Source organism: Pseudomonas sp. HD6515 (assembly GCF_024971855.1).
Classification (GTDB): domain Bacteria; phylum Pseudomonadota; class Gammaproteobacteria; order Pseudomonadales; family Pseudomonadaceae; genus Aquipseudomonas; species Aquipseudomonas alloputida.
Genome location: NZ_CP079827.1, coordinates 4,591,672 through 4,614,729 on the forward strand (window position 1 = coordinate 4,591,672; position 23,058 = coordinate 4,614,729).

At 63.1% G+C, this 23,058-nt stretch carries 20 protein-coding genes and 2 pseudogenes; 7 read left to right on the forward strand and 15 right to left on the reverse strand.

Annotation, left to right across the window (positions count from 1 at the left end; all coding sequences use genetic code 11):
* Positions 1–6: 6 nt before the first annotated feature.
* Positions 7–681 (reverse strand): HAD family hydrolase, encoded by a 675-nt coding sequence (locus KW568_RS21315; RefSeq protein WP_004576623.1) that lies wholly within the window; start codon positions 679–681, stop codon positions 7–9.
* A 3-nt stretch (positions 682–684) separates the two neighbouring features.
* Entirely contained in the window at positions 685–1,641 is a 957-nt protein-coding gene (gene rluC, locus KW568_RS21320; RefSeq protein ID WP_259536716.1) for a 23S rRNA pseudouridine(955/2504/2580) synthase RluC, read from the reverse strand.
* A gap of 797 nt (positions 1,642–2,438) precedes the next feature.
* On the opposite strand from rluC, the gene rne reads away from it, so the two are divergent.
* Positions 2,439–5,714: a ribonuclease E gene (rne, locus tag KW568_RS21325; RefSeq protein ID WP_033725197.1), complete on the forward strand. Its 3,276-nt coding sequence runs from the start codon at positions 2,439–2,441 to the stop codon at positions 5,712–5,714.
* Positions 5,715–6,136: 422 nt separating this feature from the next.
* On the opposite strand, the gene murB is transcribed toward rne, so the two are convergent.
* The 8 genes from murB to KW568_RS21365 form a co-directional block, all read right to left on the reverse strand.
* Positions 6,137–7,156 (reverse strand): UDP-N-acetylmuramate dehydrogenase, encoded by a 1,020-nt coding sequence (gene murB / locus KW568_RS21330; protein ID WP_003247146.1) that lies wholly within the window; start codon positions 7,154–7,156, stop codon positions 6,137–6,139.
* Positions 7,153–7,617 (reverse strand): low molecular weight protein-tyrosine-phosphatase, encoded by a 465-nt coding sequence (locus KW568_RS21335; protein ID WP_004575950.1) that lies wholly within the window; start codon positions 7,615–7,617, stop codon positions 7,153–7,155. The genes murB and KW568_RS21335 overlap by 4 nt, the downstream gene beginning before the upstream one ends.
* Complete coding sequence (gene kdsB / locus KW568_RS21340; protein ID WP_003247143.1) at positions 7,617–8,381, reverse strand: 3-deoxy-manno-octulosonate cytidylyltransferase; 765 nt, start codon at positions 8,379–8,381, stop codon at positions 7,617–7,619. Before kdsB ends, KW568_RS21335 begins: the two co-directional genes overlap by 1 nt.
* The gene (locus KW568_RS21345) at positions 8,378–8,563 is read right to left on the reverse strand and encodes a Trm112 family protein (RefSeq protein ID WP_003247142.1); all 186 of its coding nucleotides are present in this window, start codon (positions 8,561–8,563) and stop codon (positions 8,378–8,380) included. Before KW568_RS21345 ends, kdsB begins: the two co-directional genes overlap by 4 nt.
* Positions 8,564–8,607: 44 nt before the next feature.
* A complete protein-coding gene (lpxK, locus tag KW568_RS21350) occupies positions 8,608–9,609 on the reverse strand; it encodes a tetraacyldisaccharide 4'-kinase (protein WP_003247136.1) in 1,002 nt (333 codons plus the stop codon).
* Complete coding sequence (locus KW568_RS21355; RefSeq protein ID WP_003247134.1) at positions 9,609–10,043, reverse strand: biopolymer transporter ExbD; 435 nt, start codon at positions 10,041–10,043, stop codon at positions 9,609–9,611. Before KW568_RS21355 ends, lpxK begins: the two co-directional genes overlap by 1 nt.
* Positions 10,040–10,675, reverse strand: coding sequence for a MotA/TolQ/ExbB proton channel family protein (locus tag KW568_RS21360; RefSeq protein ID WP_003247132.1), 636 nt, complete (start codon positions 10,673–10,675; stop codon positions 10,040–10,042). Before KW568_RS21360 ends, KW568_RS21355 begins: the two co-directional genes overlap by 4 nt.
* Before the next feature lie 155 nt (positions 10,676–10,830).
* Positions 10,831–13,047, reverse strand: coding sequence for a DNA internalization-related competence protein ComEC/Rec2 (locus KW568_RS21365; RefSeq protein ID WP_004575949.1), 2,217 nt, complete (start codon positions 13,045–13,047; stop codon positions 10,831–10,833).
* 142 nt (positions 13,048–13,189) lie between these two features.
* Between KW568_RS21365 and KW568_RS21370 the strand changes: the two are divergent.
* Positions 13,190–13,696: pseudogene (locus KW568_RS21370) on the forward strand (DUF2062 domain-containing protein); the annotation flags it as partial.
* Between the two features lie 9 nt (positions 13,697–13,705).
* On the opposite strand, the gene KW568_RS21375 reads toward KW568_RS21370, so the two are convergent.
* The 3 genes from KW568_RS21375 to KW568_RS21385 all read right to left on the reverse strand — a co-directional run bounded on the left by KW568_RS21375 (position 13,706) and on the right by KW568_RS21385 (position 16,171).
* Positions 13,706–14,485 (reverse strand): ABC transporter permease, encoded by a 780-nt coding sequence (locus KW568_RS21375; protein ID WP_003247128.1) that lies wholly within the window; start codon positions 14,483–14,485, stop codon positions 13,706–13,708.
* Positions 14,482–15,414, reverse strand: coding sequence for an ABC transporter ATP-binding protein (locus KW568_RS21380; protein ID WP_003247127.1), 933 nt, complete (start codon positions 15,412–15,414; stop codon positions 14,482–14,484). The genes KW568_RS21375 and KW568_RS21380 overlap by 4 nt, the downstream gene beginning before the upstream one ends.
* 133 nt (positions 15,415–15,547) lie before the next feature.
* On the reverse strand, positions 15,548–16,171 hold the full coding sequence (locus KW568_RS21385; protein ID WP_003247126.1) for a glutathione S-transferase: 624 nt from the start codon (positions 16,169–16,171) through the stop codon (positions 15,548–15,550).
* A gap of 392 nt (positions 16,172–16,563) precedes the next feature.
* On the opposite strand from KW568_RS21385, the gene KW568_RS21390 reads away from it, so the two are divergent.
* From KW568_RS21390 to KW568_RS21405, 4 genes are all read left to right on the forward strand, one after another.
* On the forward strand, positions 16,564–19,011 hold the full coding sequence (locus KW568_RS21390) for an acyl-CoA dehydrogenase (RefSeq protein ID WP_003247125.1): 2,448 nt from the start codon (positions 16,564–16,566) through the stop codon (positions 19,009–19,011).
* Between the two features lie 79 nt (positions 19,012–19,090).
* The gene (locus tag KW568_RS21395; protein WP_003247124.1) at positions 19,091–19,501 is read left to right on the forward strand and encodes a PA2817 family protein; all 411 of its coding nucleotides are present in this window, start codon (positions 19,091–19,093) and stop codon (positions 19,499–19,501) included.
* 216 nt (positions 19,502–19,717) lie between these two features.
* On the forward strand, positions 19,718–20,266 hold the full coding sequence (locus KW568_RS21400) for a fimbrial protein (protein ID WP_156336280.1): 549 nt from the start codon (positions 19,718–19,720) through the stop codon (positions 20,264–20,266).
* A 77-nt stretch (positions 20,267–20,343) separates the two neighbouring features.
* Complete coding sequence (locus KW568_RS21405) at positions 20,344–21,066, forward strand: molecular chaperone (RefSeq protein WP_372340169.1); 723 nt, start codon at positions 20,344–20,346, stop codon at positions 21,064–21,066.
* Here KW568_RS21405 and KW568_RS21410 read toward each other — a convergent pair.
* The gene (locus KW568_RS21410; RefSeq protein ID WP_198290791.1) at positions 20,965–21,528 is read right to left on the reverse strand and encodes a hypothetical protein; all 564 of its coding nucleotides are present in this window, start codon (positions 21,526–21,528) and stop codon (positions 20,965–20,967) included. The genes KW568_RS21405 and KW568_RS21410 overlap by 102 nt on opposite strands.
* A gap of 129 nt (positions 21,529–21,657) precedes the next feature.
* Positions 21,658–22,620, reverse strand: coding sequence for a hypothetical protein (locus tag KW568_RS21415; protein WP_004575946.1), 963 nt, complete (start codon positions 22,618–22,620; stop codon positions 21,658–21,660).
* A gap of 38 nt (positions 22,621–22,658) precedes the next feature.
* Between KW568_RS21415 and KW568_RS21420 the strand changes: the two are divergent.
* Positions 22,659–23,003: pseudogene (locus tag KW568_RS21420) on the forward strand (fimbria/pilus outer membrane usher protein); the annotation flags it as partial.
* Positions 23,004–23,058: the final 55 nt, after the last annotated feature.

Here is a 23,058-nt window from a genome sequence, read left to right on the forward strand (position 1 = left end):
GCTTACCTACCTTGGAAGTGGAATTGCGGAACCACCCAGCCACTCGCGCAACTGGGAAAAGTGATCGATACATACCTGCGGGCCAAACTCGGCCAGCGCCTGCAGCGACATGGCACCATAGCCAACCGCCACCGAATGCATGCCGGCATTGCTGGCCATCTGCAGGTCGAATGCCGAATCTCCGACCATCAGCGCACGCGACGGTTCGACGCCACAATGCCCGAGGATTTCCTCAAGCATCAGCGGGTGTGGCTTGCCACGGGTCTCGTCAGCGGCACGGGTGATGTCGAAGAACCGCTCCCAGCCATTGGCCTTGAGCACCCGATCCAGCCCGCGACGAGCCTTGCCGGTGGCCACCGCCAGGCGGTAGCCCTCGGCGCGAAAGGCATCCAGCGACTCGACCACGCCATCGAACAGCGGCGAAGGTTGCTGATCCAGTGCGACGTAGACATCGGCATAGTGCTGGCGGAAGCTGGCAACCTCTGCGGGCACCAGGTGCGGGTACAAGGTGTGGATCGCCTCGTCCAAGGCCAGGCCGATGATACCCTTGACCGCATCATCGCTGCTCTGTGCCTCGCCGGCACGCTCTGCGGCGACATTCATGGCCTCGACGATACGACCAATGGAATCGGCCAGGGTGCCGTCCCAGTCGAAGATCAGTAGCTCATAGCCTTTTTTCATGGATCAGGACGCACTCAAACGTTCAACGGTTTTCGCCCATACCTCATCCACAGGCGCCTCGAGCTTCAACTCGCCACCGTCGGGCAGCGGTACAGTCAACGCGTAGGCATGCAGGAACAGGCGCTTGCCACCCAACTCGCGAATTTCCCGGCTGAAGTCTTCGTCGCCGTATTTGCTATCGCCAGCGATCATGTGCCCGGCATGCAAGGTGTGCACGCGGATCTGATGGGTACGACCGGTGATCGGGCGTGCCTCGACAATGGTGGCAAAGTCGCCAAAGCGGCGCAGCACGCGAAACAGGGTCAGGGCCTCCTTGCCTTCATCGTTCACCTCGACCATGCGCTCGCCGGAACGCAGGTTGCTCTTGAGCAACGGCGCGTTGACCTGCTTTTTCGAGGCTGGCCAGTGGCCGCGCACCAGCGCCATGTAGCGCTTGTCGACACCATCGCCGCGCAGGGCGGCATGCAGGTGGCGCAGCATGCTGCGCTTCTTGGCGATCATCAACAGACCAGACGTGTCGCGATCCAGGCGGTGCACCAGCTCCAGCTCCTTGGCGTCCGGGCGCAACTGGCGCAGCGCCTCGATCACCCCGAAGCTCAGGCCGCTGCCGCCGTGCACGGCGATGCCGGCCGGCTTGTTCATCACGATAAGCGCCTTGTCCTCGTAGACAATGGCGGCTTCCAGACGCTGCAGCAGGCCTTGGGCCACCGGCGCCGGTTCGTCTCGTTCCGGCAAGCGGACGGGCGGAACGCGCACGATGTCGCCGGCCTGGATCTTGTACTCCGGCTTGACGCGGCCCTTGTTGACCCTCACCTCACCCTTGCGCAGGATGCGGTAGACCAGTGTCTTGGGCACGCCCTTGAGGGCCGTGATGAGGAAATTATCGATGCGTTGGCCGGCAAGCTCCGGCGCGACTTCGATCAGCTGAACGCCGGAAGTCGGAGGGGTATTGGTCGTCATTGCGAGATCATAACAATTTTTTATGGAATTGAAGCACTTAATCATTGCTGCTATAGTCGCGAACGCCGCCAAAAGCGGCAGGCCAGCGGCACCAGGCTCTTTGCCGGTCCTTGACCTTCGCAATTCTCCAGGACGCGAGGCCGTCCTACGGGGTTTTCGCCAGTTTACCGAAATGCCTGGAATCGCCACCAGCGCCGTGTAGAGAAGACCGAAAAAAAACGACAAGTGCGGTGTTTCACCTGCTTACCCGATTCTTTTCGCTGCACCTCTGCCCGCGAGTCGCTTCCACGCATCGCCCGGCGAATGCTTCGGAAATACCTGCCTTGGACATGAATGGCGCCAGCGCAGAACCAGCGCTGGCGAAAAATGCAACCCGTTGCGGATTCAGCGCGCGGCAGCACCCGAATTATCAGGGATACGTGCAGGGTGGAGATGCACAGCCCTCGGACCGTGTAGCACCGCGTCCGGCCACCAGCCCACTGACGGCTGGTGAGCGGATAAGGTCCTGAACAGATGCCCTCCGGGCGTCCACGGCTGACGGTTGATTCCTCCTCCTGACTGAGTGCACAAGGCCCGCTTGGTTGATTCGGATACCTATTCGAAGCCACCGGGGCCTTGTTGGCACCGCAGCAAACAGGACGCGTCGTCGCGACAACGGCAGGCTGGGCAACCGGCTGGTGCCGAACGTCGCTCGACACGGGGGTGGCCCGGCCACCCTTTGCGCACCTTGGCACCGACCATGAGACGTCGTGTGTGCCGAACGCCGTTTCCGGCAGCCCGGAAACCGACGGTACAACATGAAAAGAATGCTGATTAACGCGACTCAACCCGAAGAGTTGCGTGTAGCCCTGGTGGACGGCCAACGTCTCTACGACCTGGACATCGAGTCCGGCGCGCGCGAGCAGAAAAAGGCCAACATCTACAAAGGCAAGATCACCCGCATCGAACCCAGTCTCGAAGCCGCCTTCGTCGACTTCGGTTCCGAACGTCACGGCTTCCTGCCGCTGAAAGAAATCTCCCGCGAGTACTTCAAGAAGGCCCCAGAAGGCCGGGTCAACATCAAGGAAGTGCTCAGCGAAGGCCAGGAAGTCATCGTTCAGGTCGAGAAGGAAGAGCGCGGCAACAAAGGCGCCGCCCTCACCACCTTCATCAGCCTGGCCGGCCGCTACCTGGTGCTGATGCCCAACAACCCGCGTGCCGGTGGCATCTCGCGCCGCATCGAAGGCGAAGAGCGCAACGAACTGCGCGAAGCCCTGAACGGCCTGACTGTACCGGGCGACATGGGCCTGATCGTGCGCACTGCCGGCCTTGGCCGCAGCAGCGAAGAAATGCAGTGGGACCTGGATTACCTGCTGCAGCTGTGGACCGCCATCAAGGAAGCGTCCCTGGACCGCGCCGCGCCATTCCTGATCTACCAGGAAAGCAACGTCATCATCCGCGCCATCCGCGACTACCTGCGCCAGGACATCGGCGAAGTGCTGATCGACAGCATCGACGCCCAGGAAGAAGCGCTGACCTTCATCCGCCAGGTGATGCCGCAGTACGCCAGCAAGGTCAAGCTGTACGAAGACAGCGTGCCGCTGTTCAACCGCTTCCAGATCGAAAGCCAGATCGAGACCGCCTTCCAGCGCGTGGTCGACCTGCCGTCCGGCGGTTCGATCGTGATCGACCCGACCGAAGCCCTGGTGTCCATCGACATCAACTCGGCGCGCGCCACCAAAGGCAGCGACATCGAAGAAACCGCCCTGCAGACCAACCTGGAAGCGGCCGAGGAAATTGCCCGCCAGCTGCGCCTGCGTGACATCGGCGGCCTGATCGTCATCGACTTCATCGACATGACCCCGGCGAAAAACCAGCGCGCTGTTGAAGAGCGCGTGCGTGAATGCCTGGAAGCCGACCGCGCCCGCGTGCAGGTTGGCCGCATCTCGCGCTTCGGCCTGCTGGAAATGTCCCGTCAGCGTCTGCGCCCATCGCTGGGCGAAAGCAGCGGCATCGTCTGCCCACGCTGCTCCGGCACCGGCATCATCCGTGACGTCGAATCGCTGTCGCTGGCCATCCTGCGCCTGATCGAAGAAGAAGCCCTGAAGGACCGCACCGCCGAAGTACGTGCTCAAGTGCCGATCCCGGTAGCCGCGTTCCTGCTGAACGAAAAGCGTAACTCGATCACCAAGATCGAGCTGCGCACCCGCGCGCGCATCATCATCCTGCCGAACGACCACCTGGAAACCCCGCACTTCGAAGTCCAGCGCCTGCGCGACGACAACCCTGAAGTGCTGAACAACCAGTCCAGCTACGAAATCGCCGCCGCCGAAGCTGAAGAAGCGCCGCAGCCGACCGCCACCCGCACCCTGGTACGCCAGGAAGCCGCAGTGAAGACGGCCCCGGCCCGCGCCAACGCACCGGTACCGGCCGCCGCTGAAGAGCCCCAGCCTGCCGCCCCGGTCGCCCCTGCCCCGAGCGCTCCGGAGCCAAGCCTGTTCAAGGGCCTGGTGAAGTCGCTGGTGAGCCTGTTCGCCGGCAAGGACGAGCCTGCCGCCGCGCCAGTGGTGCCCGCCGCCGAAAAACCGGCTGCCGAGCGCAGCCCGCGTAACGAAGAACGCCGCAACGGCCGCCAGCAAAGCCGCAACCGCAACGGCCGCCGCGACGAAGAACGCAAACCGCGTGAAGAGCGTGCCGAGCGCGCACCGCGCGAGGAACGCGCCCCACGCGAAGAACGTGCACCGCGTGAGGAACGCGCCCCACGTGAAGAACGTGCACCGCGTGAGGAACGTGCCCCACGTGAAGAGCGTGCACCGCGTGAAGAACGTACTCCGCGCCAGCCACGCGAAGACCGCCGTAGCAACCGCGGCGAAGAGCGCGTTCGCGAGCTGCGCGAACCGCTGGACGCCACCCCGCCAGCCGAACGCGAAGAGCGCCAGCCGCGTGAAGAACGTGTAGCCCGCGAAGAGCGTGCTCCACGCGAAGAACGCGCACCTCGCGAAGAACGTGCGCCACGTGAAGAACGCGCACCGCGTGAAGAACGTGCTCCACGTGAAGAACGCGCACCGCGTGAAGAACGTGCTCCACGTGAAGAGCGCGCACCTCGGGAAGAACGCGCCCCACGTGAAGAGCGCGCCCCGCGCCCACCACGCGAAGAACGCCAACCACGCGCTGCCGAAGAAGCAACCGAGCAGGCTGCCGAACTGGCCGAAGAGCAACTGCCAAGCGAAGAGCTGCTGCAAGACGAGCAGGAAGGCACCGATGGCGAGCGCCCACGCCGCCGCTCCCGTGGCCAGCGTCGTCGCAGCAACCGTCGTGAGCGTCAGCGCAATGCCAATGGCGAGCTGATCGACGGCAGTGAGGAAGAAGGCAGCGAAGAGCAGCCACAACAGCACCAGGCCACCGAGCTGGGTGCCGAACTGGCTGCCGGCCTTGCCGTGACGGCTGCTGTCGCCAGCAGCAACATCAGCTCCGACGCAGAAGCCCAGGCCAACCAGCAGGCCGAGCGTGCTACTGCCGAAGTCACTGCCGTTGCAGAAACCGACAACAGCGAAGCCGCCCAACCGGTCGAGCAGGTCGAAGCGGTCACCAAAGCTGAAGAAGCGTCCGTGGCCCCAGCGGTCGAGCAGCCGGTCACCGAGCCAGTGGCCGCAGCCGAGGCAACTGCCGAGCCTGTGGTCGAAATGGCCCCGCAGCCTGTCGCTGAAGATGCACCTGCTGTTGAGCCGGTCGTAGTTGCAGAAACCGTGGTCACTGAAACCCCAGCAGAAGCCCCAGCGGTAGAAGCCGGTGAGATCGAACAGGCCCCGGCCGTGGTCGAAGTCGCTCCGGTTGCCGCACAGCCTGCCCCGGTTGTCGAAGCCCAGCCAGAAGTGGTGGCCGAGCCTGCACCTGCGGTGGTCGAACCTGCACCTGCAGTGGTCGAACCTGCCACTGTCATGCTGGCCAACGGCCGTGCACCGAACGACCCACGTGAAGTGCGTCGCCGCAAGCGGGAGGCCGAGGCTGCTGCCAAAGCGGCACAGGAAGCTGCTGCAGCTTCCCAGGAACCAGCCCTGGAAGCCGCCGATGAGCACAAACCTCATCACGGCTGATAGCCAAAGCTGAATGAAAAAGCCCCGCCAGTGCAAACTGGCGGGGCTTTTTTTGGTTTGCCTGACGGGCCTCTTCGCGGGTAAACCCGCTCCTACAATGGCCTGTGTCCACCCCCCCCCGATGTGTGTCCACCACCGATCAGCGTGTAGGAGCGGGTTTACCCGCGAATACGGTGGCGGCGGCAACGGTGAACGGCAGGTGGAAATTGGCCACCAGGCCCGGCCCTTTCGCGGGTAAACCCGCTCCTACACGACGGCCTGCGCCCAATCACCGATGTGTATCCATCCCCGATCAGGTGTAGGAGCGGGTTTACCCGCGAATACGGTAGCGGCGGCAACGGTGAACGGCGGGTGGAAGTTGGCCACCAGGCCCGGCCCTTTCGCGGGTAAACCCGCTCCTACGGGGGGTCACAGCCGGCAAATCAGTAAAGATTAGGCTCCATCTCCAGCTCAACCCCAAACCGCTCGAAGATATCCGCCTGAATCTTGCGCGCCAGCGCATGCATCTGCGCTCCGCTCGCCTGGCCATAGTTGACCAGCACCAGCGACTGCAAGCGATGCACGCCAGCATCACCGTCACGATGACCCTTCCAGCCCGCCTGCTCAATCAACCAGCCCGCGGCCAGTTTCACCTGGCCATCCGCTTGGGGGTAAGCCACAACCGCGGGATACTGCGCACGAATTCGCTCGACCAGATCAGCCGTTACCACCGGGTTCTTGAAGAAGCTCCCGGCATTGCCAAGCTCTACCGGGTCTGGCAGCTTCTCGCGGCGAATGCTGCAGATTGCATCGCTGATCGCTTGCGCGGTCATCTCGGTCACACCCTGCTCAGACAGACGATGGCGCACCGGGCCATAGTCCAGATGAGCGTGCAGGGTGCGGGTCAAGGCAAAGCGCACACGCAGGATCAACCAGCGGCCGGGATTGCGCTTGAAAAGGCTGTCGCGATAGCCGAAAGCACATTCCGCCAAACTGAAGTCACGCAGCGCGCCCGTCTCACGGTCCAGGGCTGTCAGCCCGGCGAACACGTCCTTGATCTCCACCCCGTAAGCGCCCACGTTCTGCATCGGCGCAGCACCCACGGTGCCGGGGATCAGGCTGAGGTTCTCCAACCCGCAATAGCCCTGCGCCAGCGCCCATTGCACAAACGCGTGCCATGGCTCACCGGCCTCGGCTTCGACCACGATACGCTCGCCATCGTCACTGAGCACACGCCGACCGCGGCTGGCCATGTGCAGCACCAGTGCATCGATATCGCGGGTCAGCAGCAGGTTGCTGCCACCCCCGATCACCAGTACCGGCAAGCCCCTCTGCTGTGCCTGGCCCAGTGCCTGACGCACCTGCTGGTCGTCCTGCACCTGGCTGAAATAGCGCGCCTTCACGTCGATGCCGAAGGTATTGTAAGGCTTGAGCGATACCTGCTCCTGCCACTGCACTGTCATAGACGCCCCTTGATTTCCAGTACCAGCGCCTGGCAAGCCGCTTCCACCAGGTCCAGCACCTGCTCGAAGCCGTCGGCGCCACCGTAGTACGGGTCTGGCACTTCATCCAGGGCTGCACCGTAGCGGCGCAGGAACAGGTCGAGTTCGCCCACTGCCGTGGACGGGCGCAGGGCGCGCAGATCGCGCAGGTTGTGCTCATCCATGGCCAACACCAGGTCGTATTCGGCGAAGTGCGATGCCTTGACCTGTTGGGCGCGTTGCTGCGACAGGTCGTAACCGCGCGCCAGCGCCGCCTTGCAGGTGCGGCTGTCTGGCGCCTTGCCGACATGCCAATCGCCGGTGCCGGCAGAAGCCACCTGCACCTTGTCAGCGAGCCCGGCGGCGTGCAATTGATGGCGCAGCACGCCTTCGGCGGTGGGCGAGCGGCAGATGTTGCCCAGGCACACGAACAGGACGCGCATCAGGCCTCCAGCAAGCGCCGTACGCGCTCCAGATCCTCAGGGGTGTCGACCCCCACGGCAGGCGCCTCGATGGCGTCCTCGATGTGAATGCGTACGCCGTGCCACAGGGCACGCAGCTGCTCCAGCGCTTCAGCCTGCTCGAGCCAGCATGGGCCCCAGCTGACGAAGTCGTGCAGGAACCCGACACGGTAGGCGTACATGCCAATATGACGGCGATAGGGCACCCCTTCCGGCAGCACGTCGCGGGCCTTGGCAAAGGTATCGCGGGCCCAGGGCAGCGGCGCTCGGCTGAACGTCAGGGCCAGGCCGTTCTTGTCACTCACCACCTTGACCGCGTTCGGGTTGAACACGGTTTCCGGTTCATGGATCGGCTCGGCCAGGGTGGCGATACCGGCTTCCGGATGCGCCGCCAGGTTGGCCGCCACCTGGTCGATGATCACCGGCGGGATCAGCGGCTCGTCGCCCTGCACGTTGACCACAATGGCGTCAGCCGGCAACCCTAGGTACGCGGCCACTTCGGCCAGGCGGTCAGTGCCCGATTCATGATCGGCACGGGTCATCAGCACTTCGGCACCGAAGGCCTGGCAGGCTTCGAGGATGCTGGTGTCGTCGGTGGCGATGACCACACGGCTGGCACCGCTCTTGCGGGCCTGCTCCCACACATGTTGCACCATTGGCTTGCCGGCAATCAGCAGCAGCGGTTTGCCTGGCAGGCGGGTGGAGCGCAGCCGGGCGGGGATTACTACCGTAAATTCCAGGCTCATTTGTCAAGACGCTCGTCGTCGGTCAGGGTGCGTGCCTCGCTTTCCAGCATGACCGGGATACCGTCGCGAATCGGGTAGGCCAGGCCAGCGCCTTTGCTGATCAGCTCGGTCTTGTCGGCGCTCAGCTTGAGCGGGCCCTTGGTGATCGGGCAGGCCAGGATATCAAGCAGTTTGGTGTCCATTGGAGGCTTCCTTTAGGCCAGGTGGCCGGAAATTGAAAACGGGCTCAGGGTTTGCGCAACAAGCGTTGCAGCTGGTTGTCGAACCAGGCGCTGAAAGCCGGCGTAGGCTGCGCTTCGACGGCCAGGTACCACCAGTCGTCAGCGGCAAAGGCCCGGCATTTCACCGCGTCCTTCTCGGTCATGACCAGCGGCAGTGGCGGGCTGAAAGCCAGGCTCCGGGCACTGAACTGCGCATGGTCGGCGAAGGGATGCGGCACCGGCTGCCAGTTTAGCCCCAGCAGGGTGTTGAAGAAACGTTGCGGGTTGCCGATACCGGCCACCGCATGCAGGCGCTGGCCGGCGGGGAAATGGTCGAGCGCACGGCGCTCGCCAGTGCGCACGTTGACCAGGGCCGACGGCTGCAGGCGGAAACCAAAACCCTCGGTGCGGTCTTCGCTGGCGCCGTTGAACAGCACCGCGTCAGCCTCACGCAAGCGGTCGGCCGGCTCACGCAACGGCCCCGCCGGCAGGCAGCGGCCATTGCCCAGGCCGCGGGCAGCGTCGATCAGCACCAGTTCCAGGTCACGGGCCAGGCGGTAATGTTGCATACCGTCGTCGCACAGGATCAGGTCGAGGGGTTCGCTGGCCAGCAATGCCTGCACGGCCCGGGCGCGATCCGGGTCGATCATCAGTGGCACGCCGGTGCGTTGCACGATCAGCAGCGGCTCGTCGCCCGCCTCATCGGCCGGCTGATCGGCCTGCACCCGCCAGGGCAGCCGTGGAGGCCTGGCACCATAACCGCGGCTGACTACGCCCACCTTCAGCCCTTGCTGGCGACAGTGTTCGATCAACCAGAGAATCATCGGCGTCTTGCCGGTGCCACCGACGGTGATGTTGCCCACGACAATGACCGGTACCGGTGCCCGGTAGCTGGCACTGTCACCCCTTAGAAAACGTGCCCGCTTGCGCGTGACCACGCGGCGATACAAGGCCTCCAGCGGACGCAGCAGCGCCAGCGCCGGATGCCCGGCGTACCAGGCAGCGAGCAAGCGGTCGGCGAAAGCCATCAAGGCGTGCCCTGGGCCGCCTCGACGGTGGTCATGCGCAACTGGCTGAAACCGAGCTTGCCGGCAGCATCCATTGCGGTGACCACAGCCTGGTGCGGGGTCTTGCCGTCGGCGCTGATGGCCAGCGGCAGCGTGTTGTCGCCACCCGACTCGCGCGCTATGGCCTCGCTCAGGGTGGCCAGGTCGCTTTTGGGCAGCAGGTGGTTGTTCACCGAATACACGCCTTCGGCGCTGATGGTGATTTCCACCAGCTTGCCCGGGTCGGTCGGCGCCGGCTCGGCGCTGGTGGCTTCGGGCAGCTCGACGCGCAGTTGCGTTTCGCGGGTGAAGGTGGTGGTAACCACGAAGAACAGCAGCAGGACGAACACCACGTCGATCAGCGACGCCAGGTTGATGTCGACGCTCTCCCGCTGGCGATTGCGCCGGAACTTCACGCCTTGCCTCCGGCCACTTCCACTTCACGGTCGCCCTGGATCACTTCCACCAGCTTGATCGCCTCCTGCTCCATGCCGACCACCAGCTCATCGATGCGGCGCAGCAGGAAGCGGTGGAAGAACACCGCCGGGATACCGACCATCAGGCCTGCCGCAGTGGTGACCAGGGCCTTGGAGATACCACCGGCCAGCACGGCGGCGTTGGCGGTCATCTGCGAGCCCATGAAGGCGCTGAAAATGTCGATCATGCCCAGCACGGTGCCCAGCAGGCCCAGCAGAGGCGCCATGGCGGCGATGGTGCCGAGGGTGCTGATGTAGCGTTCCAGTTCGTGGATGACGCGCGAGGCGGCCTCCTCGATGCACTCTTTCATGATTTCACGACCATGGCGCGAGTTGGCGAGGCCCGCTGCCAGGATTTCGCCCAGTGGCGAATCGGCCCGCAGCGCCTTGAGCTTGTCACTGGTCAGTTGCTTGTCCTTGATCCACATCCACACCTGGCCCAGCAGGTGGGGCGGGGTGACGCGGCTGGCACGCAGGGTCCACAGGCGCTCGACGACGATAGCCATGGCAACGATGGAACTCAGAATGATCGGCAGCATCATCCAACCACCGGACTTGACCAATTCCCACACAGTAAACGCCCCTTCGGAAAAAGGCCGCCACTCTACCATAGGCGCGCCGAGGGCTCATCTGCCGGAGGTCAGGGAATTAGGCTGTCGGGCTACCGGGTCGGCCCTCTGGGCCGTGCAGTACCTGTGGCAGCGGCTTTACCCGCGAAAGGGCCAGATCAGCCACCCCCCACATCACGCCAGAATCGCCGCTGTCGGCGCACACCCTCAACCTCCCCATGCCGCCCCAGCACCAACCGCAATGCCCCCTCCACCGCCGTATCATGCATCACCACCCCATGCCGCCCATACCGCTCGACCACCTGCACGTGGGGGTGCCCGAAACTGTTGTTGCGCCCCCGCGAAATCAATACCCCGCGCGGTGCGGTAGCCCGGACGAACGCCTCGGTGGACGAGCTGCGGCTGCCATGATGCGGCGCCTGCAGCCAGTCGATACGCGGCACTTCAGTGTCCGCCAGCCAGGCCCGTTCGGCAGCAACTTCCATATCCCCCGCCAGCAGCAAGCGCTCGCCCTGCGCCTCGACCAACAGCACACAGGAACGGTCATTACTGCTCTGCCCGTCCACCCAGCGCCACAACGAAAAACGCACGCCATCCCAGTCCCATTGCTCGCCACTGGCACACGGCTGCAACGGAACATCAACCAGCGCTTCCCCACCGATTATCCGCTTGATCGGCAAACCACGCGCAATGGCCACGGCCCCGCCCGCATGATCGGCATGCGCATGGCTGATCACCATCACGTCAAGGCCGCCCACCCCCAGCTTGCGCAAGGTTGGCAGCACCACGCGTTCCCCCAAGTCGCTTTCCCCCCTGGCCGGCCCGGCATCGTAAAGCAGGCTGTGATGCCGCGTACGCAAGAGCACCGCCAGCCCCTGGCCGACATCCAGCTGCCAGACCTCGATTTGGCCAAACGGCACCGGCTCCCTGGGTACCCACAGCGCCAGCAGCATCACCCCTCCCAACCCGCGCAGCGGCACACCACGAGGCAGCAAAAGCAACAGCGCACCCAGACATACCAGCAGCCAGGCCCACCACGGCAGGGCCGGCGGCACCCATGCCGGGCGCTGTTGCGCCACCAGCGCCAGCCCGCGGAACAGCACATCCAGCAGGCCACCTGCCAGCCAGAGCAACGCCTCGCCAACGCCCGCCAGCGGCAACATCAGCGTGCCCAACAACGCCAACGGCAAGACCGCCAGGCTGACCCACGGCACCGCCACAAGGTTGGCCAGCGGTGCACTGAGGCTCACCGGCAAGCCGGTGGCCAGCAACACCGGCAGCAAGCCGACGGCGATCACCCATTGCGCTCGTGTCCAGGCCTGCCAGGGCCGCCAACCCCCCAACCGGGCACTGAAGCAGTAGATGAGCGTGGCCACGGCGGCGAACGACAGCCAGAACCCAGGCAGCAACGCCGCCAGTGGCTCGAAGACCAGCACAGCGACCAGTGCAAGCAGCAACGGAAAAAAAGCGCCAAGGTGGCGAAAGCGCAGACGCCAGAGCAGCACCACGGCCAGCATCAGACAGGCCCGCTGCACTGGCACCCCACCACCCGCCAGCCACCCGTAGGCCAGCGCTGCGGCCATGGCCAGGCCGCAGGCCCAGGGTAACCACGGTAGCCTTGCCGGCCATAGCCCCCAACGCGCCAGCCCGGCGACCAGGCCATAGAGCAAACCGGCGACCAGGCCAATGTGCTGGCCGGAAATCACCAGCAGGTGCACCGTGCCGGTGGCCTGCAACGTCTGCCAGTCCTCCCGGGCCATGCCCGCACCATCGCCAAGCACCAGTGCCACCAGCGCTGCCTGCCGGCCATTGGCTTCGACCATCAGCAAGCGCTGACGCAGCGCATCGCGCCAACCACCGGCGACTGGCGCCAGCAACTGCCCCGCCTTGACCGTACCCGTAGCCCCCACCCGTCGCGCCAGCAACTGCGCTTCCCGGTCAGGCCCGTGCGGGTTCAGCAGCCCGGCCGGGCGTTGCAAGGTCACCGCCAGCCGCCACTGCTCGCCCGCCCGCAGCGGCGGCCCATCGAACCAGCTCAGTTGCAAACGCTGAGGCAGTTCGGCCCGCCGCGAGCGTGGCGCTTCCAGCTCGAAACGCACGCCTTGTGCAGTGCGGGCCGGCAAACCCGCCACCCGCCCCTCCAGCCACAAGGTGCGCCCCTCCAGGCCGGCAGCCAGACGATCATCAAGGGCCTGCTGAGCAGACCCGCACGCCCAACACAAGCCCAGCAGAAACCATCCCAACGGCCATACGCGGGTAAACTGGCTGCCGACAGCGCAGGCTGCCAGGGTTATCAACCATCCGACCGATGGCAATGCGGGCAGAAAGCCCAGGCACAACAGCCCGAGCGCGAGCGCAAACATCCCTGTGCGCATGAGGTAGAGCTCCAGAAGGCGAGTCACCTCCTGAGGCATAGCTCAATTGCCGGCATCGCTTGCTCAACAATTGTCACAAACTCTAAACGAGGCGGAGCAGGATTAAGGGCATACTGCCAGGGTCAACGCTCCGGGAGCCTACATGCCGCGCCGACTTTTCAAACGCTACATGCCGGACCCGACCAGCATTCGGGAACACAAGTCCTTACGCTTTTTCGGCAAATTGCTGCACGACCCCAACCTCTGGCACCTGAACCGCCATTCGGTGGCCAGAGCCATGGGTGTGGGCCTGTTCGCGGCGCTTATTCCCATCCCGATGCAGATGCTGCTGGCGGCGGCCCTGGCGATCCCGGTGCGCGGCAACCTGCCGGTCGCCGTCAGCCTGGTGTGGCTGACCAACCCGTTGACCATGCCGCCGGTGTTCTTCGTCACCTACATGACCGGTGCCTGGCTGATGCAGGTACCGCCGCGCACCCTGCCCGACGAGCTGACCTTCCAGTGGATCACCGACCAGCTGTCGACGCTGTGGCAACCCTTCCTGCTCGGCTCGGTGGTGTGCGGCGTGGTGCTGGGCATCCTTGCCTACTTCACCACCATGTTCTACTGGCGCTGGTGGGTGGGCCGGCAGTGGCGTCGTCGCCAATGCCGGTGCAAGGCTTCAGGCCCGCATGCCACGGCCGCTGACCAGCAAGCGAACGCAAACAACGTAGAGCACCGCAGTGGCCACCAGCATGAAGGTGATCGCCGTGCCAATGCTGATATCCGACACCCCTAGAATGCCGTAGCGGAACGAGTTGACCATGTGCAGCACCGGGTTGGCCAACGACACGGTCTGCCAGAACGGCGGCAGCAGGTTGATCGAGTAGAACACCCCGCCCAGGTAGGTCAGCGGCGTCAGCACGAAGGTCGGGATGATCGAGATATCGTCGAAGTTGCGCGCGAACACTGCGTTGACGAAGCCAAGCAGCGAAAAGATGGTGGCTGTCAGCAGCACCACCACCACGGTCACGCCCAGGTGGTGCACCTGCAGGTCGGTGAAGAACATCGACAGGATGGTCACGATCACCCCCACCGCCAAACCACGCAGCACCCCACCCAGCACATAGCCGACGAGAATGGTGTGAGGCGACACCGGCGACACCATCAGTTCTTCGATCGAGCGCTGGAACTTGCTGCCGAAAAAGCTCGACACCACGTTGCCGTATGAGTTGGTGATCACCGACATCATGATCAGCCCCGGCACGATGTACTGCATGTAGGTGAAGCCACCCATGTCGCCGATCTGCCGGCCAATCAGGTTACCGAAGATGACGAAGTACAGGACCATGGTGATCGCTGGCGGCAGCAACGTTTGCGGCCAGATGCGCAGGAAGCGCCGCACTTCGCGGTAGACGATGGTGTTCAGGGCGACCCAGTTGGTGCGCAGTTCCACACTCATACGGCCACCTTCGACAGGTTTTTTTCCACCAGGGACACGAACAGCTCCTCAAGTCGGTTGGTCTTGTTGCGCAGGCTCTGTACCTCGATGTTCTGCAGCGCCAGCTGGCCGAACAGCGCGGTGATGCCGATGTCCTTCTCCACCTGCACTTCCAGGCTATGCGGGGTCAGCAGCCGGCACGGGTAGCCCTGCAGTACCGGCGCCGTGGCCAGGTCCTGCTTGAGGTCGAGCACGAAGGTTTCGACATGCAGCTTGCCCAGCAACTGGCGCATGCTGGTGTTCTCGACGATGGTGCCGTGGTCGATGATGCCGATGTTACGGCACAGCTGTTCAGCCTCTTCCAGGTAGTGGGTGGTGAGGATGATGGTGATGCCCTTCTGGTTCAGCTCGGTGAGGAAGCTCCACATCGAGCGGCGCAGCTCGATATCCACCCCGGCGGTGGGTTCGTCCAGGATCAGCAGACGCGGTTCGTGGATCAATGCGCGGGCAATCATCAGACGCCGCTTCATGCCGCCGGACAACGAACGCGACTGCACATCACGTTTGTCCCACAGGCCCAGCTGGGTCAGGTACTGCTCGGCGCGCTCCTTGGCCAGCTTGGGCGGGATGCCATAGTACCCGGCTTGGGTCACGACGATGTCGAAGGTCTTCTCGAACTGGTTGAAGTTGAACTCTTGCGGCACCACGCCCAGGCAACGCTTGAGCGCGGAGGGCTCGCGGTCCAGGTCGTGACCGAACACGCTCACTGTGCCGCTGGTCTTGTTCACCAGGGTCGAGAGAATGCCGATGGTGGTGGATTTGCCGGCGCCGTTGGGGCCGAGCAAGGCGAAGAAGTCGCCTTCGGCAACATCGAGGTCGATGCCTTTGAGGGCCTGAAAGCCATTGCCGTAGGTCTTGGTCAGCTGTCGGATGGACAGGGCGGAACTCATAGCGGGTCACTTACCGAAGAAAAAGGTGCAGGACACGCCAGGTAAAGTCACTGGCGCAGTGAGTGCAGCCATGGTGCAAGGCCAGGCTGCACAAGTACAGTCACATCTATTGATAATGACTATCGAAGCGGGTTCAAGTGAGCGCGGTCATCACGGCGGCCTGGTAGGCCGGGCGTTGCTTCAGGCGCTCATACCAGGCTTGAAGGTGGTACATGTCCGGGCGCTCGATGGGCAGTTCGAACCAGGCATAGATGAAGCTACCCAGTGGGATGTCGCCCATGCCGATCTGGTCACCGGACAGGTACGGCTGATTGGCCAGGGTTTCGTCGGCAATGGCCAGTAATTGCGCGCACTGCTTGTGCGCGGCGTTGATCGCCACCCAGTCGCGCTGGTCTTCCGGCGTGCGCAGCAGCCCCCAGAACAGCGGGCGGAAGGGTGCGGCGAAGGACGATGTGGTCCAGTCCATCCACTTGTCGGCCAGGGCGCGCTGGCGTGGGTCTGCCAGATACCAGCCCTGCTCCGTGCCGTACTCCGCGCACAGGTAGCGAACGATGGTGTTGGATTCCCACAAAGTCAGGTCGCCGTCTTCGAGCATCGGCACCAGGCCGTTGGGGTTGCGGGCGCGGTAGTGCGGCTCGTTGACCACGCCGAAGGCGCCGCCGGCGTCGATGGATTCGAAGTCCAGGCCCAGCTCGTGGGCGATCCACAGCGCCTTGCGCACATTGCTCGAATTCTTGCGGCCCCAGATCTTCAGCATGGCAACATCCTTTTGAGTGCGGAGGTGGCACAGTCTACTCCAGACCTTCGCCGCCTGTACGGGCCTCTTCGCGGGCAAGCCTCTGCATCGCTCGGTGATGTTGCCACGTACCGTCGTAGGAGCGGGTTTACCCGCGAAAGGGCCGGCCCTGCCGGCCAATATCCCAGATCATTCACCGTCGCAGCACCATCGCATTCGCGGGCAAGCCCGCACCTACATCGATCGGGGGGCTCGCCACACACCGTTGTAGGAGGGAATGGAACGGTACAGGCGAACACATGAACTGAAACTCCCACCGCCACACCCTGTCACTGTTCTGAACATGCCGTTCACAGCATTGCGTCTAAGCTGTCTGGGACGGCTCAAGCCCTTGGTTCCAAGGAGGACCGATTATGTTGCTGTTGTGGTTGGTGGTGCTGGTGATCGGCGCGGCGTACCTCACGCACCGGCGCCTGGCGCCCTTGCAGATTCTCGGCATCCTGGCGGCCTATGTGCTGTTGATGGGCATTTTCAGCAGTGCCCCCGGCTGGCTGCTGGCCCTGATCTGGGTGGTGCTGGCCCTGAAGATCGCCCTAGTTGCGCTCCCGCAGTGGCGACGCAAGGTGTTTACCGCCCCAGTATTCCGCTGGTTCCAGCGCACCCTGCCGCCCATGTCCCAGACTGAGCGCGAAGCCATCGACGCCGGCACCGTGTGGTGGGACGGCGAACTGTTCAGTGGCCGCCCCGACTGGCGCACCTTGCTGGCCTACCCGGCACCGAAATTGACCGATGAAGAACAGGCCTTCATCGATGGCCCGACCGAAGCACTGTGCGCCATGGTCAGCGACTGGCAGATCGGCCAGGACCTGGACCTGCCGCCCGAAGCCTGGGCACATATCAAGCAGCATGGCTTTTTTGCCCTGATCATCCCAAAGGAATACGGCGGCAAGGGCTTCTCCGCCTACGCCCACTCCCAGGTGGCGATGAAACTGGCCACCCGCAGCGGCGACCTGGCCTCCACGGTGATGGTGCCCAACTCCCTCGGCCCTGCCGAACTGCTGCTGCATTACGGCACCGACGAACAACGCAACCACTACCTGCCACGCCTGGCCCGAGGCGAGGAAATCCCCTGCTTCGCCCTCACCGGCCCACTGGCCGGCTCCGACGCTGGCGCCATGCCCGACACCGGCATCATCTGCAAAGGCCAGTGGCACGGCGAAGAAGTGATCGGCCTGCGCCTGAACTGGGAAAAGCGCTACATCACCCTCGGCCCGGTCGCCACCCTGCTGGGCCTGGCCTTCAAAGCCTACGACCCCGACCATCTGTTGGGCGAACAGGAGGAGCTCGGCATCAGCCTGGCCCTGATCCCCACCAACACGCCCGGCGTCGAAATCGGCAAACGTCACCTGCCGCTGGGCGCCGCCTTCATGAACGGCCCCAACAGCGGCAAAGACGTGTTCGTACCGCTGGACTTCCTGATCGGTGGCCAGGCCATGCTCGGCAAGGGCTGGATGATGCTGATGAACTGCCTGTCGGTAGGCCGCTCCATCTCACTGCCTGCCGTGGGTACAGGGGCTGCCAAGTACACCAGCCTGGTGACCGGCCAGTACGCCAATATCCGCGAGCAATTCAACGTGCCACTGGCTGCCTTCGAAGGTATCCAGGAATCGCTGGCACGCATTGGCGGCAACGCCTGGCTGATGGACAGTGCCCGCCTGCTGACCGCCAAGGCCGTAGACCTGGGCGAGAAACCCTCGGTGCTGTCGGCGATCCTCAAGTACCACCTGACCGAACGAGGCCGCGAATGCATCCAGCACGCCATGGACGTGCACGGTGGCAAGGGCATCATCATGGGCCCGAACAACTACCTGGGCCGCAACTGGCAAGGAGCGCCGATCTTCATCACGGTCGAAGGCGCCAACATCCTTTCGCGCAACCTGATGATCTTCGGCCAGGGCGCCATTCGCTGCCACCCGTTCGTGCTCAAGGAGATGGCGTTGGCCGGGCGTGAAGACCACGATCACGCACTTCAGGAATTCGATGACCTGCTGATGAAACACATCCTGTTCGCCGCCGGCAATGCGGCCAGCACTGTGGTGTTCAACCTGGGGCTGGGGGTTTTCGAGAAAGTACCGGGAGACACGCTGAGCCAAGGCTACTTCCGGGCCCTCAACCGCCAGGCCGCCGCCTTTGCCCTGCTGGCGGACCTGTCGATGATGCTGCTGGGCGGGGCGCTCAAGCGCCGGGAGCGCCTGAGTGCGCGGCTGGGCGATGTACTCAGCTACCTGTACCTGTCCAGTGCCGCACTCAAGCGCTACCACGATCTCGGTTCGCCCGAGCACATGCAGCCCCTGCTGCGCTGGGCCATGGAAGAAAGCCTGGGCCAGGCGGAGCACGCCCTGGACCGGTTGCTCGACAACTTCCCCAACCGTTTCGTCGGCTGCGCGCTACGGGTGCTGGTGTTCCCCTTCGGCCGCCGTCATACCGGGCCGAGCGATGAACTGGACGCCGAGGTGGCAGCGCTGATCGGACGCAGCAAAGGCGACCCTGCGCTGGAAGAGCTGCTTGCCGGTTGCTTCAGGCCGCAAGCTGACGGCGACCCGGTGGCAGCCCTGCAACGGGCCTGCGACCTGCTGGAGGCGTCGACGCCGCTGCACAACGCGCTGCATCAGGCAATCAAGGAAGGCAAGGTACGACCGGCGCCCGGGCAGTCGGTGATCGATGCGGCAGTCGACAGTGGTGTACTTCAGCCTGATCAGGCGCAACGCCTGCATGCAGCTGAGCAAGCGCGCCGTGCGGTGATCGACGTGGACGCCTTCGACAAGGCACAGCTGCTGCCGGAGCAAGGCAAGGTACGCTGAGACAGGGGCCGTTTTGCGGCCCCTTCCCCAACCGGCGTATACTCCGCGCCCCGTTTCAACCACCCCGAGGACCGCCCCAATGGCTAACCCCCACCTGGAATATCACCTGCAACTGCTGAACCACCTGCGCACCATATTGGTGGCCCTGGGTGAAGCCGAGCAGGTGCCGGAGGAAAGCCACGCCCTGTTCCTCGAACGCTTCGACGAACTGCTGACCCTGCTGCCGCAAGCCCCGCTCGAAAGCCAATACCTGGGCCAGGACCTGATCTGCCAAGTCATCCAGCGCTACCCACAAATCGCTCACCTGGTGCCCCGCGATTTGCTGTGGTTCTTTGCCGGTGACTGCTTGCATTTCATGCCAGACGAGGAATTGGACCTTTACCAGAGACTGGAGGAGCGTCGCTACGAAGCGGAGCAGAGCGATGAACCCTTTGACTGGAATCAGGAAAAGCAACTGCTGAACGCCTCGAACCAGGGCCGCAGCCACTAAACCGGGTTACGGCTGCCCAGCTTTCTGGGCAGCGCCCCGGGCTGTGTATTTGTGACACGCACACTGTTCTTAAATCTCGCCAAAACGAAAACCTTCTCCTACAGACCTTACCTTGCGCCTTCTCTACCCTGCATCAGGTGCCATCCCCCCCCAAATACGGGCACGAATGGAACATACCTGTTCAAGCTTCACGCTTGGCTTCACTTAGGAAGACGCATGAAAAAAATACTCTCCATACTCGCCATCACGTTGACCAGCAGCGCAGCAATGGCCAACAACGGCACGATGAGTTTCACCGGAACTGTCAGCCCTGGCGGCACTTGCCCTATTGATGTCGTGACACCAGGCACCGGCGTCCCCATGCCAGTGTTGAATTTGGGCAACTACAAGACACAGGACTTTGTCGGTGCCGGCCAAGAAACCCCACGGATCGGTTTTGCGCTACGGCTCACCCCTGGCGGTAGCTGTACCATCGGCACAGGTAAAGTCGCGAACGTCACCTTCACCCCAGCTTACGGCCAAGCCGGCACCAGCGGCGACCTCTACGGCCTGCAAGATGGCATCGGTTACACCAAGGGCTTGGGCCTGAAAATTTCTGACCGAACCGGTGCGCAGCTCGCACCAGACACCCCGTCCATGGACTACCCACTGAGCCAAACTGATCCGACCGAGATGGTTTTCTCGGCCCGCCTGCAGCAAATAGCGCCAGCGGTGGAACAAGGTGATATAGCGTCGACCGTCACCTTCGTGGTCGCGATCAACTGATCATTGCCCCACGTGCTGGAACTCGGCACCTGGGGCCTCCAGATACAAAAAACCTTGAACGAAGGTTCACCCTCTCGATGTCCATCATTCAGCGATTCTTCACTTTACGGGTTGTCGCATTTGCAAGCTGCCTGGCGACCACGGTATCTCCAGCACAAGCAGCGTTGACAATCGATTCCACACGTATCGTACACGGTACCGATTCGCGCAACTCATCGGTAATCGTCGCCAATCCCAGTAACTCCACCTTCGCCGCACAGGCTTGGGTCAACACTGAAGAAGACGACACTGTCACCCCCGTCCCCTTGATCGCTTCACCCGCACTGTTCCGCCTCGACCCGGGCAAACAGCAGATGGTCCAGATCAATCGGTTGCCTAACGACTTGCCGGAAGACCGGGAGTCATTGTTCTACTTCAATGTGCAGGAGATTCCCCAGCAGTTAGAAACCAACGCGAACCTCCTTAACATCGCCCTGCGCACCCGCATCAAGCTGTTCTATCGCCCTAGCCACCTGAAAAGCCGACCCGAAGAACACCTCAAAGCGCTGAAATGGTCGGTGCAGACACTCAACGGCAAGGCCAACCTGGTTGTCGACAACCCCTCGCCTTATCATTTCACCTTCAACCAGGTGCAAGTCGGTGCGCACAACCTGCAAGCGAGAGCGATGGTGGCGCCCTTCTCACAACAAATGTATCCGTTACCAGGCAAACAGCTTGCACCCGATACCAAGGTAACCTTCTCGATCATCAACGACTACGGCGCGACATCCGAAAAACTGACAAGCGATGTTCATCTTTAGGCGGATCAGGGCCGAGTTCGAGGATACATAGGCCCCGCCACTGGCCCCTTGTACATGGCTATCGGTGACCAGGGCCGAAGCCCCGACAGTGCCGTCCTGCAACAGGCGGATGCCGTACAGGTCCGACTTGATGGAAGCGCCCCCCTGCACTGTCGCGCTGCTGCCAGCCATCAGCCTGACGCCGTCGTGGGCACCGGTCGCGTTGATCGAGCCGCCCGTCATGCTAAAGGTCGAGCTCGATCGCGCTACCACATAGTCGATCGTGGCGCCCGTGGCGGTCAGTGACGCGCCATCGCTCAACAGGTAGTCGTCGACTGGCGTCGAGGGGCCAATCACCCGCTCCCCCGAGACCGGCGTCGTGGCCATCGCCAGCGGGCTCAGTGCAAGCGCCAGGGGCGCGAACACGGCCCAGGCCAATGCCTGCGTCGTGTGGGCAACAGGACGATAACTGCTTGGGGACATTGGGTAACACCTCTTCTGCTGGAAAACTCGCGACCCAGCTGGGCAGGCCGCAAGAAAAGACGGCAAATCTACTCAAACCAGCCGACTAGTTATGTCGGAAAAGTCTGAATTCATCATTGCAATGAGGCGTCAGCTATTATTTTGGGGGCGGTTGAACGCTACTGGGCATGGGCCCCAAACACCATGCATGGCAATTTTTTGCTCAATGACCTCAGATACGATCAGCGCATCCAAACCTTGTTCGCGCAGGGAAGGGTCTTCGAACTCGTACCAGCTAAACGCCCGTCCGGTGTGGTCATCATCATCAAACTCATACAGAGGCAGGATGTAATCTTCGTACGGTTCAACCCGCCAGATGAAGCCGCTTGGTGGGTATTCTGTTCCGAGCTTGATCTCTTGCTCCCAGGACAGAACTTCCACATCCCCGGACTGGGCATGCAGCAGTTTCCAATGCATTGTCACCAGATGATTCTCTTTCAGGCCATATTGGCTAAGGTCCCCGACCTTGACCCTTACCGCCGCTGGCAAACTCGGATCAGCAGGGTCTACAAGCGCCTCGCAGGCCAGCCACCCCGTGTCACTCACACCTTCGAACCCAGGCGCGTCCGGATGCACCACAACTGCGCTCACCTTTACGCTTTGGTTCTTGGAGGCAGGCTTGTTCGGAACGCCAGCTCGGGTAATCTCGTAGTGCACGGGCACGGTGGTATTACCGGTTCTCTGGATGTAACTCCACAGAATTTCCGCCGTGATGTTGTCACCCGCGCTATCGGTAGCCTTCACCTGGTAGTCAGCTTGCGTGATGTGGGTATTGCCCCAGTAGAACTCCATGAGGTCATGCTCTTCCAGCCCCTCATACAAGTCGACTTTCAACGTCGCGTTCAGGCGGTCATCCACGGGGAGCAACTCGTTTGCCTGGTTCGATTTTGCGCCGTACACACTGCACAGGGGGAGCCGCGAGTTGATCGGGTCTGGCCAATCCGGGTCTGGATCGGTACCAGGGTCCACCGGCCCGAAGGTTTCAAAGTTGACATTGACGTCTATTGCCTTGGAGCCGCGCGATTTCCCACCCCGCAAGACCTCATAGCTCACATTGACAACCTGGGTACCCAGGACGTCCTCGTCATACTCAACGGCGCTGGACCCGCAGCAATACCTATGCCCAGACTGACCTCCCCGGCACCTGGGGCACACTGACCCTGGGCGAAACCTCCAGCAATGGCGAGGTGTTTCGCAGCCTGCCGTTCAAAGGCGTGCAACTGGCCTCGGACCTGGGCATGCTCCCTGACGTGTTACAAAGCTATGCCCCGGTAATCCGTGGCGTCGCTCAAACCCGCGCCAAGCTCGAAGTGCTGCACAATGGCTACCCGATCTACAGCACCTACGTCGCGGCTGGCCCCTATGAAATCGACGACCTGGGCATTGGCGGCGGCAGCGGCGAGCTGGAGATCGTGCTGACCGAAGCCGACGGGCAGGCCTGTATATCCGCTTGGGCTTCCCTTTCAACGGAGCTGGTAGCAATACATTCAC